The sequence below is a fragment of the Hymenobacter sp. BT559 genome (genome assembly GCF_016427535.1).
GTDB lineage: Bacteria > Bacteroidota > Bacteroidia > Cytophagales > Hymenobacteraceae > Hymenobacter.
In genome coordinates, this window is record NZ_JAELXV010000008.1 from 83841 (window position 1) to 97019 (window position 13179).

At 58.0% G+C, this 13179-nt stretch carries 12 protein-coding genes; 3 read left to right on the forward strand and 9 right to left on the reverse strand.

What is annotated here, in order from left to right; all coding sequences use genetic code 11:
* Nucleotides 1–64: 64 nt before the first annotated feature.
* Nucleotides 65–577: a metallophosphoesterase family protein gene (locus JAO77_RS21495; RefSeq protein WP_370550322.1), complete on the reverse strand. Its 513-nt coding sequence runs from the start codon at nt 575–577 to the stop codon at nt 65–67.
* Nucleotides 578–730: 153 nt separating this feature from the next.
* On the opposite strand from JAO77_RS21495, the gene JAO77_RS21500 reads away from it, so the two are divergent.
* From JAO77_RS21500 to JAO77_RS21510, 3 genes are all read left to right on the forward strand, one after another.
* Complete coding sequence (locus JAO77_RS21500) at nt 731–1420, forward strand: NUDIX hydrolase (protein WP_198992552.1); 690 nt, start codon at nt 731–733, stop codon at nt 1418–1420.
* A 4-nt stretch (nt 1421–1424) separates the two neighbouring features.
* On the forward strand, nt 1425–1925 hold the full coding sequence (locus tag JAO77_RS21505; protein WP_198992554.1) for a hypothetical protein: 501 nt from the start codon (nt 1425–1427) through the stop codon (nt 1923–1925).
* A gap of 193 nt (nt 1926–2118) precedes the next feature.
* Entirely contained in the window at nt 2119–3690 is a 1572-nt protein-coding gene (locus JAO77_RS21510) for a peptide MFS transporter (protein ID WP_198992556.1), read from the forward strand.
* Between the two features lie 224 nt (nt 3691–3914).
* Here JAO77_RS21510 and groL read toward each other — a convergent pair whose 3' ends face one another.
* From groL to JAO77_RS21550, 8 genes are all read right to left on the reverse strand, one after another.
* On the reverse strand, nt 3915–5558 hold the full coding sequence (gene groL, locus JAO77_RS21515; RefSeq protein ID WP_198992558.1) for a chaperonin GroEL: 1644 nt from the start codon (nt 5556–5558) through the stop codon (nt 3915–3917).
* Nucleotides 5559–5618: 60 nt separating this feature from the next.
* Nucleotides 5619–5909: a co-chaperone GroES gene (gene groES, locus JAO77_RS21520; protein ID WP_198992560.1), complete on the reverse strand. Its 291-nt coding sequence runs from the start codon at nt 5907–5909 to the stop codon at nt 5619–5621.
* A gap of 326 nt (nt 5910–6235) precedes the next feature.
* Nucleotides 6236–6607, reverse strand: a complete 372-nt coding sequence (gene secG / locus JAO77_RS21525; RefSeq protein ID WP_198992562.1) for a preprotein translocase subunit SecG — start codon at nt 6605–6607, stop codon at nt 6236–6238.
* A 14-nt stretch (nt 6608–6621) separates the two neighbouring features.
* A complete protein-coding gene (locus JAO77_RS21530) occupies nt 6622–7875 on the reverse strand; it encodes a DUF8458 domain-containing protein (RefSeq protein WP_198992564.1) in 1254 nt (417 codons plus the stop codon).
* 155 nt (nt 7876–8030) lie between these two features.
* A complete protein-coding gene (locus JAO77_RS21535) occupies nt 8031–10607 on the reverse strand; it encodes a TonB-dependent receptor (RefSeq protein ID WP_198992566.1) in 2577 nt (858 codons plus the stop codon).
* A 283-nt stretch (nt 10608–10890) separates the two neighbouring features.
* On the reverse strand, nt 10891–11466 hold the full coding sequence (locus JAO77_RS21540; protein WP_213019461.1) for an LptE family protein: 576 nt from the start codon (nt 11464–11466) through the stop codon (nt 10891–10893).
* Nucleotides 11447–12784 carry a sigma-54 interaction domain-containing protein gene (locus JAO77_RS21545; protein ID WP_198992570.1) on the reverse strand — a complete coding sequence of 446 codons (1338 nt, stop codon included), beginning with the start codon at nt 12782–12784 and terminating at the stop codon, nt 11447–11449. Before JAO77_RS21545 ends, JAO77_RS21540 begins: the two co-directional genes overlap by 20 nt.
* Before the next feature lie 27 nt (nt 12785–12811).
* A complete protein-coding gene (locus tag JAO77_RS21550) occupies nt 12812–13177 on the reverse strand; it encodes a hypothetical protein (protein ID WP_198992571.1) in 366 nt (121 codons plus the stop codon).
* Between the last annotated feature and the right edge of the window lie 2 nt (nt 13178–13179).

Sequence of the window (13179 nt, forward strand, 5' to 3'; positions counted from 1 at the left end):
CGCTTCTTACCAGGAGCGGCTTTTTTGTTGACCTAGGGCTAGCGCGCCCGGCCCTTGCCCTTGCCTAGGCAGGCCGCTTTGCCGTGGGCGGCAGTGCCCGTGGCCCTAGCTCCACGGCCTGCATATCTACCACGTGGCCATTGTGAATGCCGAAGCGCAGCAGGGTGCGCACTTTGTGAAAGCCGTGCATGCCCGCCGCGCCGGGATTGAGGTGCAGCAGATTGAGGCGGGCATCGGGCATCACGCGCAGGATGTGCGAATGCCCCGCCACAAACAGCCCTGGGCGGGTCTGAGCCAACTGCTGGCGGGCCGGCGGCGCGTAGCGCCCCGGGTAGCCCCCAATGTGCGTCATGAACACCCGCAGCCCTTCTACGGTGAAGTCTTGCACCAGCGGCTCGGTGCCGCGAATTTCGGGGCCGTCAATATTGCCATACACGCCCCGAAACACCGGAGCCACGCCTGCCAGGGTCATTAGTACTTCGGCCGAGCCAAAATCGCCCGCGTGCCAAACTTCATCGGCGCCCTGTAAGTGGTGAATAATTCGTTCGTCGAGGTAACCGTGAGTATCAGAAAGCAAGCCAATCCGCGTCATAGGCCACAAAGATGCAGCGGGCGGCCTTGCTTGGCGCGAAAACCGGGCGGCGTGTATCTTGCAGCGCGCCCCACCGTATGGGGGCACACCGGAGCCCGCTGTAGCGGGCTTCCGCTTTCCATTCCCGAATTTCTCCCGATGAACGTTTTCATCAACGACGTGCCGCTGATTATTAAGAAGCTCAGCGAGAAGGTGTACAAGCACAAATACGACTTGGTGCTTGAAGCCACCGACGAGTTTACCAGCAAGGACCTAGTAGGCGATGTACTGGTACGCGACGCTACGGCAGCCTTTCTCGACCGCCTACTGCGGCTGATGGAAGTCAAAAAATTAAAAAAGCTTGACTCGCTGACGCTGCTGGTGCGCAAAAAGAAAAACTTGATTCTGCACCTCAAAGACCAGTTTAAGATTGCCAAAGCCGCCGGTGGACTGGTGGTGAAAGACGGCCAGGTACTCATGATTTACCGCCTAGGTAAGTGGGACCTGCCCAAGGGCAAGCTCAACCGCGACGAAGACGTGGCCCTCGGCGCCATACGCGAGGTAGAGGAGGAGTGCAACATTAAGGTGGAGCTGGGCGAAAAGCTGCCCAGCACCTGGCACTCCTACGCCTACAAGGGCAATAAAATGCTCAAGAAAACTAGCTGGTACGTGATGAAGTGCCTCGACGACTCGGTGATGCGCCCGCAAACCGAGGAGTACATTGAGGAGGTGCGCTGGATGTCGCCTCAAGATGCGCTGGCGCGCATCGAAGAGTCGTATGCGTCCATCGCCCTCGTGGTGCGCCACTACCTGAGCGAAATGGCCGGCAAACCCGCCAAAACGACCTAGGCTAATGTCCTTCTCACCCCGCCGCAAGCGGCCTGGGCCGGTGCGGTGGGTGGCCGCTCTGAGCAGCGGCCTAGGCGTACTGAGCTGCTCGGGCTCGCACGAGCCACCTAGGGTAGTTCCTCGGGTGGGGAACGTGCAGGTAGCAGCCACCACCGATGTGCCCGCGCTGCTTGGCTTACCTATCGACACCCTGCGGCACCGCCTAGGTCCGCCGCAGCCGCTGCCCAAGCAGTTTGCGAGCAGTGAGGTCGGCGCGCAGCTCCACACGGCACGGGGCCGGCTCGACTCGCTGCTAGTATTTCGTACCGGAGGCCTGCTGCTGCTGGCTACCTACAATGCGCAGTCGCGCCGCGTGCGCGACTTCTTGCTGCTGGGCCACCACGAAGACAGCCTTATGGGCCGGGCCCATTTGCGCGCTGGCACGGGACGCTATCTCGTGATGCCCGTGTTTCGCGATAGCCGCTCGTTTCGGCTACTAGGCCTGCGCGTTATCCCTACCAAGTAAGTTCATCTTGAAAGCCTTGCTACCGGTGCCGGCAGCAAGGCTTTTTTGCGCCTAGTGGGCTGCTAAGCACGCAGGCGAGGCCGCTAGCCCTGTGCGGCGCGCGTGCGCCCATCCCCCAAAGTTTCCTTAGCTTTACCAAGCCTAGTCGCGGCCGGGCGCTAGGTACGCATTTTTTACATTTTATTTCTTTTTCATGCACCCAACTCCCGTCGACCTGCACGAGCAGCCGCCTCAACATGTCGAAGCTACCTCTTCTAGCCACCCGCGCGGCCTGTACCTGCTGTTTGCCACGGAGATGTGGGAACGCTTCAGCTACTACGGCATGCGCGCCGTGCTGGTGCTGTTCCTGACCGATGCCATGTTCATGGACAAAGCCTTCGCGTCGAAGTTCTATGGCGGCTACACTAGCCTGATTTACCTGACGCCCCTCATCGGAGCTTATATCTCGGACCGCTACTGGGGCAACCGGCGTTCTATCCTGACCGGTGGCCTGCTAATGGCTTTGGGGCAGTTTATTTTATTTGCCTCGGCCAGCAACTACGGGCCGGCCAGCACCCATCCGCTCAGCCACTTGCTGCTCTACTTAGGCCTAGGGGCCATGATTGTGGGCAATGGCTTCTTCAAGCCCAATATCTCGTCGATGGTAGGCACGCTGTACTCGCCCACCGACAAGCGTAAGGATGCGGCCTACACCATCTTCTACATGGGCATCAACCTAGGGTCGCTCATCGGCAACACCATTACTAGCCTCATCGGCGATACGGGCCACGCCAGCGACTTTCGCTGGGCCTTCCTCGCCTGCGGCATTGCTATGACGCTGGGCACGGTGGTCTTCAACTGGGGCAAAGGCCGGTACCTGCACACGCCCCAGGGCCAGCAGGTCGGTATCACGCCCGCGCACTCCGGCGGCATAAACGGTATTTATGCCTTGCTGCCCGTGCTGCTGGTTTTAGCCCTAGGTATCCTGTACCTCGACTCGGCTAAGTTTCCGACCATCGCGCCGCTGCTGGGCTTGGCTGTGGTGGGCATCACATACATGATTTTCAGTGATAAATCTCTGAGTAAATCGGATATTCAAGGTGTGTTGGTCATTTTCGTGGTGTCGTTTTTCGTGGTGTTCTTCTGGGCAGCCTTCGAGCAGGCGCCGGCTTCGCTCACGTTCTTCGCCAAGGAGAATATGGACCGCACCCTATTTGGCGTTACGCTGCCGCCCAGCATCTTCCAGAACCTGAATGCTTTCTTTGTTATCAGCGGCGCGCCCATCATGGCGCTGGTATGGACGGCCCTAGGTCGGCGCGGCAACGAGCCGCCTTCCCCAGTAAAGATGGCCATCGGCCTTGCCTTGCTGGCCCTAGGTTACCTCGTGATGTGCTTCGGCGTGAAGGGCTTGCAGCCGGGCGTGAAAGTGAGCATGTTCTACCTAGTAGCGCTGTACTTCTTCCACTCCTACGGCGAGCTGTGCTTGTCACCCATCGGCCTGTCACTGGTAAATAAGCTGGCTCCCGTCAAGTTTGCCTCGCTGCTGATGGGTGTGTGGTTCCTGGCCAACGCAGCGGCCAACTACTTGGCTGGCTACATGAGTAGCCTTTACCCCGACCCCAAGTCTACGGCTCCCGCACCGGTGATACTGGGCTATCAGATTACCAACCTGTACGACTTCTTTATGGTATTCGTCGTGTCGGCGGCCGTGGCTGCGGCCATCCTGCTCCTCATCAGCGGCAGGCTGGTAAAAATTATGAACGCCCGCGAAGCCGCTGCTGCCTAGGTATCTTCCTTGGTAAGCTGGCAAAGCAAAAGCCCCGCTGGACAATGTCCGGCGGGGCTTTTTATTGATGTAGGTACCACTGCTCTCAACACAAAAGAGCCCCGCCGGACATTGTCCAGCGGGGCTCTTTGTAGTTTCTAACAAATCAAATCTGAAGTTTGGAAGCCAACCCACTGCAAGCGGGCGTATCTATAAAATCAGTTTAATTCATTAGAATCTGCGGTTTACATCATGCCGCCCATGCCACCCATACCGCCCATGCCAGCATCGCCAGCACCACCGGCTTTCTCCTGCTCAGGCTCGTCCGAGATAACGGCATCGGTCGTCAGCAGCAGGCCGGCGATAGAAGCAGCGTTTTCGAGGGCTAGGCGGGTTACTTTGGTGGGGTCGATGATACCAGCGGCCACCAGGTTTTCGTAGCGGTCCTCGCGGGCGTTGTAGCCGAAATCAGCGCTGCCTTCGCGCACCTTCTGTACTACTACCGAGCCTTCGCCACCGGCGTTGGATACGATGGTGCGCAGGGGAGCTTCGAGAGCCGTGCGGATGATGTTCACGCCAGTGCGCTCATCGCTGTTGTGGGTGTCGATGGCTTCGAGCGAGTCGAGAGCACGCACGAGGGCCACGCCACCGCCGGGTACTACGCCTTCCTCAACGGCGGCGCGAGTAGCGTGCAGGGCATCGTCTACGCGGTCTTTCTTCTCTTTCATTTCTACTTCGGTGCTAGCGCCGATGTAGAGAATAGCTACGCCGCCGCTCAACTTAGCGAGGCGCTCTTGCAGCTTCTCCTTGTCGTAGTCCGAGGTAGTGGTTTCCATCTGGGCCTTAATCTGGCCTACGCGGGCAGCGATGGCATCAGCCGAACCTTTGCCGTTGACGATGGTGGTGTTGTCTTTGTCGATGATGATTTTCTCAGCCGTACCTAGGTACTCCAAGGTAGCGTTTTCGAGCTTGTAGCCCTGCTCTTCGCTGATAACGGTACCACCCGTGAGGGTAGCGATGTCTTCCAGCATGGCCTTGCGGCGGTCGCCGAAGCCAGGAGCCTTCACGGCTGCGATTTTCAGCGAACCGCGCAGTTTGTTTACTACCAGCGTAGCGAGGGCTTCGCCATCAACATCTTCCGAGATGATAACCAGGGGCTTGCCAGTCTGGAGAACCTGCTCCAATACGGGCAGCAGCTCCTTCATGGTGCTCACTTTCTTGTCGTAGATGAGAACGAAGGGGCTGTCGAACTCAACCTCCATTTTCTCGGGGTTGGTTACGAAGTAAGGCGAGAGGTAGCCACGGTCGAACTGCATGCCTTCTACCGTCTTCACTTCGGTTTCGGTGCCACGGGCTTCTTCTACCGTGATAACACCTTCTTTACCAACCTTATCCATGGCATCGGCAATCATTTTGCCGATTTCCGCGTCGTTGTTGGCTGAAATCGTACCTACTTGGGCGATTTCCGAGTTGTTCTCAATCTTTTTCGACTGCGACTTCAGGTTGGCAACTACGGCTTGTACTGCTTTGTCGATGCCACGCTTCAGGTCCATCGGGTTAGCACCGGCGGCTACGTTCTTCGAGCCAGCAGCGTAGATAGCCTGGGCCAGTACGGTAGCCGTGGTAGTGCCGTCGCCAGCCTGGTCGGCCGTCTTCGAAGCCACTTCCTTCACGAGCTGGGCGCCCATGTTCTCGATGGGGTCGCGCAGCTCAATTTCTTTGGCTACAGTTACACCGTCTTTGGTAATGCTCGGTGCGCCGAACTTCTTGTCAATAATAACGTTGCGGCCTTTCGGACCAAGGGTTACTTTAACGGCGTTCGCCAGTTTGTCGACACCACGCTTTAGACGGTCGCGGCCGTCTGCGTCGAATTGAATGTTCTTAGCCATTGCTGGGTAAAAGGAGAGAATGAAAAGGTATAGGAGGAAACTACCGGAAACGGACGCGGCTTAAAGAACGGCCAGAATGTCTTTTTCCTGCATGATGAGGTAGTCTTCCCCATCGATGGTGATTTCCGTGCCGGACCACTTGCCGTACAGCACTTGGTCGCCAGCTTTCACCTGGGGCTGAATGAGGGTACCGCTGTCAGCCGTGCGGCCTTCGCCAACGGCTACCACTTCGCCGCGCTGGGGTTTTTCCTTGGCGGTGTCGGGGATGATGATGCCAGACTTGGTGGTGGCTTCGGCGGCGGCGGCTTTAACGACTACGCGGTCGGCCAGCGGTTTAATGCTCAGTGCCATGTGTTGAATTGTGGGAATGATGTTTTGGGAAACGGAAAACTTTGGAATCCTACGGCGCCGACTGACACTAAATGTGCCAACCGGCCAAACCTGACAGAATGTGTAGCTGCAAGAGCCGGATTGGCAGAAATGTTTCGATAATGTGGACCTAGGGCCGCACAATATCAGTCTAACAAACCCAAGTGCTAGGATAATGGCAGGTGCCTTTGGCAGGCCACGCAGGCTCCTAGGTAGGAAAAATACTGGAAACAGCCACAAACAAAAAACCAGTGGCGACCGTGATTTTCGCGGTCGCCACTGGTTTTGTAATTAAAAACACGAAGCTATTAGGGCTGCGGTGTATTAGTCGGCGCGGGAGCTGGGGCCGTTGCGGGAGCAGTAGCGCCAGGAGCCGGGGCTGCGGGGGCAGTCGGCGCAGGTAGCTTCACCTGCTGGGCGCGCTGCTGGTTGATGCTACGGGCCGGACCCTCGCTGCCACCTATCATGTGGGTGCCCAGCGAAAGTACAATCAGACCAATAGCGAAGCCCCAGGTGAGCTTTTCGAGCAGGTCGCCGGTACGCTTCACGCCCATGAGGTTGGCCGCGCCGCCCGCACCAAACTGGCTGCTGAGGCCGCCGCCCTTGGGGTTTTGGGCCAGCACTATCAGCGATAGCAACAGGCACACAATCAGGATAAGTACAACTAAAGCGATGAACATGAGGAGAATAATAACTACGCCGAGGGGCGTAAGGAGTCAATTTGAGCCGCAAAGTACGCCATTTTTTCTGGGTGTTTCACCATAAGGCGTTCATAAATTGCAATGGCCCGCTCAATCTTACCCTGCCGCACCAATATTTGCGCCAGGTTTTCGGAGGCTAGGTCGGGTACTACGCGGGTGCTAGGGCCCGATAGGTCGGTCTGCTCCTCATCGGCCGATGAGGGGTGGGCCGGGAGCGAGCGTCGGCGTGCCGCACCCTGCGGCGTGCGGCGCAAAAAGCTGTCGATAAGGTCGTTGGCGGCGGGTGCTGGGGCCGGGGGCTGGTGCGTAGCCAGGTGCGCCAGCACCAGCGCATCGGGCGCAAAAAACTCGCTAGTCGGCGGCAGTATCGTGCTGGGCAGCAGGGCCGCGGGGCCAGTCATGAGGCTGTATTCGGTGGTCAGGCCCTGTAGGCAAAACCCGAGGCGGCTGCCTTCGGTAGGAGCGTAGCCTACATTGGGGTCACCTTTAAAAGCGGGCAGCGGCGACGAAAGAACATCGATAGTGATGCCTAGGGGCAGTTCGACTTCGGCCAGCGTGGGCAGGCTGTAGGCGGTAATCTCGGCGGGTTCCTGCGCAGCCAGGCCAAACTCGGCGTGTGCCAGCTCGGCTTCGGCCGGCGGGCGAATGGGCGGGGCTTGCGCGGGCAGCTCTTCCTCAATTTCGGCTTCGACAGCTACTTCCGTTTCTTCAATAGCTGAATCTTCTTCGGTAGCCGGGGTTTGTTCAAGTTCTAGCTCGGGCTCGGCCGGCGCTTCTGGCTCGGGGGTCGGCAGCTCGGGCTCTAGCTCTGGCAGCGGCGAGTGTTCAACCTCTATGGGCACGGCGGCAGGCTCGTCGGCTTGCTGCTGCTCTTCGGCAGGTGGCTCGGGAAGGGGTTCCGCTACTGGTGCAGCTACGTAGTCGGCAGCCGGCTCCGCAATTACGAGGTCAGGCTCTGCTACTGGACTAGGAGCTAGCTCAGGCTCTGGCACGCTAGGTGCTACTACTGGGCTAGGAGCCAGCTCGATAAGCTGGCGCAGGCGAGCGCGGTCGGTGGCGTAGGTAGCCGCGCGGCGCAGGCGCTGGCTGGCCAGCATCGAACCTTGGTCGTGGGCTGCTTTGGCCAGCAGCAGATGGGCCGTTTGGCAGTAGGGAAAAGCCTGGGCCAGCTGCTCCAGCTCGCGCACGTCGTCCCCGGACAGGGTGGCGGGGTGAGCAAGCAGGTGAAGCAGGGTAGTCCGGGTCATGGGGCAGCAAGTCGTTGGGAGAGGTGCCTAGGTGCCGTACAAGCGGCAAAATGGGCATCTCACTGCCTTCCTACTAGTGCATCCTCCCAGGGTGAAGGGGGCCAAAGATACAATGTCTAGTACCGCGCATCTGCACCAGCGCCCCAATGACCCCCCTAGGCGCAGGGCTTGAGTTGGTGGCGCCGTGGCCAGGCACCTAGGGCAGCCCAGCCACGGCGCGCTGACAAAGTGACAAAACCGCTTTGCTGAGCGTGTGGCAGCCTAGGGCGCGGAGCTGCCGCCCTTTCGTCGTTGCGAACGGAGCGGCGCTGGCGCGAGCCACTGGCATCGATTTGGCCAAAGCGGTAGTTGAACGCGAGCCGTACGGTGCGCTGGTATTGGTAGCTGACGCTTTCGCTGATAAACTGGTCGGTGGTAGTGCTGCTGCGAAATTCGCGGCCCGGCGTGAAGAAGTTACTGGCGTTGAATGTCAAGTCTGCTTTGTCTTTAAGCAGCGTGCGCTTCAGGCCCAGTGAGGAGTAGTAGTAGCCCGAATAGCGTGATTGCAGCAGTACGCTGCCCGAGCCGTAGCCGCCGTAAGCCTGGGCAGTGTACAGCTTGCCCATTTTTAAAGACGTGTTCAGGCTCACGTTCACCGCAACCTGGCTGGCGGTGCGGCCCAGGGCCACGCTGCGCAGGCGGTTGTAGTTGACGGTGGCGTTGCCGCTTACGTTCCAGGCTGGCACGGGCTTGAGTGAGCCGTAGGCGCTCAGCCCGTAGGTGGCGTTGGAGCCTAGGTTGCCATAAGTCGATTCGGTGCGGGCCAGCGCCTCGTTGTACAAGTTGTAGCGCTCTATCGAGTTGCCCGTGTAGCGCACGTAGGCCGATAGGTTGAGTGAGTTGGTTTTGCCAAATGTGCTGTAGCTGAAGTCGTAGGAGCTAGCCAGCTCGGGTGAGAGCGTGGGGTTGCCGTAGTACACGCTGTTGGCGCTGCTCTGGTTAACGTAGGGGTTGAGGTAGTAGATATTGGGCCGCTGGATGCGGCGCGAAAAGCTGAACCGCAGCGTGTGGCCCGGCTCTTTGAGAGTGCGGGTGGCACTCACGTTGGGCAGCACGTTAAAATACGAATTGGTAAAACGGCTTTCCTCGCCCGCAAACTCGCCTTCGATGGATGTGGTCTCTAGGCGCGCCCCTAGGCTAAGGGCGTATTTTTTGCCCCAGGCAAAATTGTAGGTGCCGTAGGCTGCCCCCACGTTTTGGTGATAGCTGAAGGCATTAGAGCGGCGGGGGCTGTGAGCAAAATCAAGCTGCTGGGCCGTCAGCAGGGTGTCGAGGCTGTAGTTGCTGCTCACCTGGCGCAGCACGGCCTTGGCACCTACTTCCAGCGTATTTTTCTCCGTAAGCGGGCGGATGTAGTCGGTCTGAAGCGTGGTTTCGAGGTTGCGAGCGAGGTTGTCGCTACGCTCTTGGTACTCCAGCGGTCCGTCCTCGATGGTAGGGGCGCGGTACTGCGCCAGATTATAGTTGCCGGTGTTGGTGCTGCGCGTGTGCTGGGCCAGCACACTCCACTCGCGCCGCGGGTGGTCGGGGCCGTAGGTGCGCGTGTAGCCGCCGTTGAAGTCGTAGTTGCGCCCTAGGTAGCGCTGCCGGATGTCGCGGGTATACAGCGTGTCGCGGCCCGGTATGCCCGCGTATTGGTTAAAAAGGGCCTGCGGCGAATTGCTTTGGTAAAGGTTGCCATTGGTGCTAAGCGTAAAGCTGTGCAGCGGCGAGGGGTCGTAGGTGAGCTCTACCTGCCCGTAGCCGCCGCCGCCTTGGCTGCTAGAGGTTGTGTTCTGGGTCAGTTGCCCCTCGCCAGCGGGCGTAAAATCGGTGCGGCTCAGCGAAGAGCGGTAGGGGTAGGTGTTATAATAGCCGCTGAGCCGGGTGTTGATACCCAGCTTACCCCGGCGTACGTTCAGCGAGCCATTTAGACTCTGGTTGCGGTTGCCAGCATTGGCGCCCACGTTGCCATTAGTGCCCTGCAACGTGTTTTTCTTCAACACAATGTTAATAACGCCGCCCGAGCCCTCAGCATCATACCGCGCCGAAGGCGACGTCACCACCTCGATGGCCTTAATCTGGTCGGCCGGAATTTGCTTGAGAGCGTCGGCCAGGTTGCCCGCCAGCATGGCCGAGGGCTTGTTATTAATGAGAATGCGCACGTTGGAAGTGCCGCGCAGCTGCACATTGCCATCTACGTCCACATTCAGCAGGGGCGTCTTGCGCAGCACATCGGCGGCCGTGCCGCCGGTGCTGGTCACGTCCTGCTCTGCGTTGTAAATCAAGCGGTCGGGCTTCGTCTCGACCAGTGGCCGTTGGCCCGTCACGCTCACCTCGCCAAGCTTCCGCGCTTCTGCCGCCAGGGTCAGCGTCCCTAGGTCGGTGGCTTGGTTGGTCACCGTCACGGGCGCCAGGTTAGGCGCGTAGCCCACAAAGCTTATTTGCAGCCGAAAGGTGCCAGCCAGCAGCTTGCGCAGCACAAAGCGCCCCTGCTCGTCGCACGTAGTGCTGGCTAGTGGGGAGGTGCCAGTAGCCGGCAGCAGTAATACCGTGGCATACTCTACGGGCCGGTGTGTGGCGGCGTCTTGCACGTTGCCCCGCAGCTCGCCCGTGCCTGCCACCACAGGGCGGGCCGCTGGGGCCGTAGTTTGGGCATGTAGGCGTGGCGCCCCAAACAGGCACAGTAACCCCAGCGTAGTAAAGTGCTTCATCAGAAAGGCTGAAAATCAGGTGCAATAACACACGCCCTGCCTAACGATGAAAATCAAATAAACTTATATTTAAATAGCTCAGAAAGCCCCGAAAAAATTGGTGGCTTAGCGAGCTTTTTCCTAAGCTGAACAGTGTCTCAGCGCTCTAGTACGAAAGCCAATTGGTGCCTAACTTATTGGGTCAGTTGCTGGTCAGCTTTACTGGATTCCTCGCAAGGATTTTCTTCGAAAGACTTTGCACTTCCAACTTAATAGCAGCGAAAAAAATAACACTAGCAGCTAGCTACCAGTTGGCCACCGATTTGTTGAACATGTCGCTAATGATGTTGCGCGTGATATTACGGATAGCGTTCAGGTCATTGTTTACCGTTGCAATATCCTGCGTTGCCGCAAAGTCGGCTTGGCTCTGAAAGGTCTGCTCGAAGTCCTGCTTCGAATCTTTCGTGTTAGTAAAGCGCAGCTGTACCTGAATGGTCAGGCGGTTGCTACCTGCTTGGCTTATCGCTCCTGCCTGCTGAATAGCGGCCGGCGCGTAGTCATAGGCAACGATGTTGCCCTCGAATTGTAAATCGCCGTCGCGGGGCACTAGCTTGAGCGTGGTATTACGCTGAAAATAGTCCTTGATGTCTTCTGTAAAGCGTTGGCTCAGCGCGGCCGGGGCATTCGGCGCGTTGTTCTGAAACGTCTGGATGGAAATCGTTTTAACGGACGGGTCGATGTTCGTACCGTTAAAGGAGTAAATACCGCAGCCACTGAGTAGTAGCCCAGGCGCTAGCAGGGCTAGGCTGGCCACCGCGCGGCGCCTGCCTAGGTGGTAGAATTTACCATTGGCAACCCGGTTACGCCGATTCCAAATCATATTGCTTCAGCTTGCGGTACAGCGTGCGCTCAGAGATACCTAGGTCTTGAGCAGCGTATTTACGTTTGTTATGGTGCTTGCGCAAAGCTTTGAGAATCATTTCTTTCTCAATAGCATCTAGCGACAGGGTTTCTTCCTCCGTTTCGTGCGAAATGTCTTCGGTATGCGCGTCTTCATCCTCGTCGCTATAGGAGGCGGGTGTGGCCACATCCACGCGCAGCGGGCCCGAAGCGGGAGGGAGCAAGTAACCGCCCGCCTCAGCTGGTCCTTCGGGGCCGGGGTAGGGCGACGACTCGCCTAGGTTAGTAAACAGGTGGCTATTCTGACGTAGCAGCTCTTGCGCATCAGTAGCAGGGCGCGGACCCGTGCCACTGGCCAATTCCAGCACCACCTTCTTGAGGTCGGTCATGTCGCGGCGCATATCGAACAGCAAGCGGTATAAAATATCCCGCTCCGAATATGAGCCGAAATCGCCGCCCGCGCCGCCCGCCCCGTGCCCTGGCAGCAGCGCTGGTAGCTGCGAGGTTTGGGTGGCCGGTAGGTAAGTAGCTAGTCGGGTGGCATCTACTTCGCGGTCAATTTCCAGTACAGAAATCTGCTCGGCCAAGTTCTTGAGCTGACGGATGTTGCCTGGGAAGCGAAACCTGTTGAGTAACCGCACCGCATCGGGCGTGAGCGAGATGGGTTTTACACGGTGCTTCTCCGAAAAGTCAGCCGTGAACTTGCGAAACAGCAGGTAGATATCGTCGCCGCGCTCGCGCAGCGGCGGGACCATAATAGGCACCGTATTGAGACGGTAGTATAAATCCTCGCGGAATTTGCCGGCTTGCACGCGGTCGAGCAAGTTTACATTGGTAGCGGCCACCACGCGCACGTCGGTTTTCTGCACTTTACTGCTACCCACCCGGATAAACTCGCCATTCTCTAGCACGCGCAGCAGGCGCGCCTGGGTACCTAGGGGCATTTCGGCTATTTCATCCAAAAAGATGGTGCCGCCATCAGTCACTTCGAAATAGCCTTTGCGAGCCTCGTTGGCCCCCGTGAAGGCCCCTTTCTCGTGCCCAAATAGCTCCGAATCAATGGTACCCTCGGGGATGGCGCCGCAGTTAATAGCGATAAACTGCCCGTGCTTGCGCGGCGACAGGGCGTGGATAATCTTGGAAAACGACTCCTTACCCGACCCGCTTTCACCGGTAATGAGCACCGTCATGTCAGTCGGCGCGACTTGCGCGGCCACCTGAATGGCGTAGTTCAGCGCCGGCGCGTTGCCGATGATGCCGAAGCGCTGCTTTATACTTTGAATCTCCTGATTTGTCAAGGCTTGGATGTCTTGCTATTGTATGAGTTACTCCGAATCCAACTTCTCATTAAAAGTTGGATTAGCAGGCACATATTTTATTCTAATAATATCGCCAACCTGGCAGTTAGAGTCACCGGTATTACCAGTATATTTTTTGCCAGCTACTGTAAACTCGAAGGAGTAAGAAAATTGGTGGCTAACAGGGCTATTGCCAAAGTAGTTTTTTTCGTCGATGACTACTGCATAAGTGGTGGTAGTAGTAGCTCCTAGCTGCTTCTGCCTGCTAGCTCCTATACCGAGCACATAAACGAAGTACCCCAAAAGACCTAGTACCAGTAGGCTGCCCAAGAGGGTAGAAAAAGAGAAAGACTTAACCTTCTTCTTTTTCCACGGAGTCTTTTTAGCCTTCACAA

Excerpts from the sequence above, each read along its gene's own strand:
- JAO77_RS21500 (WP_198992552.1), top strand. The coding sequence starts at position 731 with ATGAACGTTTTCATCAACGACGTGCCGCTGATTATTAAGAAGCTCAGC.
- JAO77_RS21505 (WP_198992554.1), top strand. The coding sequence starts at position 1,425 with ATGTCCTTCTCACCCCGCCGCAAGCGGCCTGGGCCGGTGCGGTGGGTG.
- JAO77_RS21510 (WP_198992556.1), top strand. The coding sequence starts at position 2,119 with ATGCACCCAACTCCCGTCGACCTGCACGAGCAGCCGCCTCAACATGTC.
- groL (WP_198992558.1), bottom strand. The coding sequence starts at position 5,558 with ATGGCTAAGAACATTCAATTCGACGCAGACGGCCGCGACCGTCTAAAG.
- groES (WP_198992560.1), bottom strand. The coding sequence starts at position 5,909 with ATGGCACTGAGCATTAAACCGCTGGCCGACCGCGTAGTCGTTAAAGCC.
- secG (WP_198992562.1), bottom strand. The coding sequence starts at position 6,607 with ATGTTCATCGCTTTAGTTGTACTTATCCTGATTGTGTGCCTGTTGCTA.
- JAO77_RS21530 (WP_198992564.1), bottom strand. The coding sequence starts at position 7,875 with ATGACCCGGACTACCCTGCTTCACCTGCTTGCTCACCCCGCCACCCTG.
- JAO77_RS21535 (WP_198992566.1), bottom strand. The coding sequence starts at position 10,607 with ATGAAGCACTTTACTACGCTGGGGTTACTGTGCCTGTTTGGGGCGCCA.
- JAO77_RS21540 (WP_213019461.1), bottom strand. The coding sequence starts at position 11,466 with ATGATTTGGAATCGGCGTAACCGGGTTGCCAATGGTAAATTCTACCAC.